General features: G+C 36.5%; 1 protein-coding gene. It reads left to right on the forward strand.

All coding sequences use genetic code 11. The annotated features are described in order from the left end of the window. Positions 1-844: hypothetical protein (locus tag J3U64_RS09905; protein ID WP_267409114.1), on the forward strand; the 844-nt coding region annotated here is incomplete at its 5' end. Positions 845-1179: the final 335 nt, after the last annotated feature.

A 1179-nucleotide genomic window follows, 5' to 3' on the forward strand; every position in this document is an offset into this window, starting at 1 on the left:
TGTTAGTCGGTTAGGAGACATCAGTATGAGAAATTTATTGATATCGTATGCTAAAGCTGTCTGTTTAACTGGCCTGCTTTTGCTGTCTGGCTGTTCTGATAAGGATAAAGACAAAGCCAAACAGCAGCCGGTACCTTTCATTAATCAGGATCGATTTGGCCGCTATGATTCCATTGGTAATCTGGGCGGTAAACCAGTCAGCATTCCCGGGGGTGTGGTATCTACTTGGGTACGCTATGTCGGGGATCCCGGAGATTTTGATGCCAGCAGAAAAGCCAGAAAATATAAGCGCCCACCTATTACTTATCAGCTACCAATCGAAAGTTTTGGATTTGTATATCGCCTTACCGATGGCGCAGTTTTAAGCAGGAAAGAACAAACTGATATTGATTATATGCATGATAACAAAACTTTGATTCGTATAGGCCAGCCTTTTCCGTGGGGTTATACGATTGTTTATAACATATATAGCCCAAAGCAGCCTAAGACCTTCAATCAATGGTTTAATAATATTCTTGAATCAAAGAAAGAAAGCTGGAATTTTGAATACGCTAAACAAAAAAATAAGGTATTTGGCTTAACCTATTATCAAGCCAATAACGGTATAGACCCCAGTACCAATCAGCCATGGACAGATAATATTGCAGGACGTGATCTGTATATCTATCGGGATGCAAATAATAACATTAAAACCCTTATCCTATGTGACATTGTTGGTCAGGTAAAATCTTGTCACCATGATTTTATTGTTAGTCATTTTCCGATAAATGTCAGTATGAGTTACGACCGTACCTATCTCAAGTTATGGCAACATCGAAAAAAATATCGCTACCATACTGGATAGCTGGGTGGTGACTAATGATGGCAAATTAATTAAAAAGCAGGCTGGCAAGGTATAAATCTAAAAGATGCATACCCTTTACACCACTGACTGCAGAAATTATTTTTGGAACAATACATGCATAACTGATATAACCTCATTCAGCCAATTTGCCATTTTTTAAGAGAAATTCCGGTTTGCTTGCTATTTTACGCTAATTATATTTGGTAGATAGCATATATATTAAAACATAATAATCCATTTAGAGTTAATATTTCATTACATTAGTTAATTTTTGTGTATGTTTTTGTTTGCATTATCCTAAAATTATGCTAATTTATATGTTAGTCGGTTAGGAG

Origin of the sequence: Snodgrassella sp. B3800 (assembly GCF_026535865.1) — a bacterium.
In the GTDB taxonomy this organism is placed as follows: Bacteria; Pseudomonadota; Gammaproteobacteria; order Burkholderiales; family Neisseriaceae; genus Snodgrassella; species Snodgrassella alvi_E.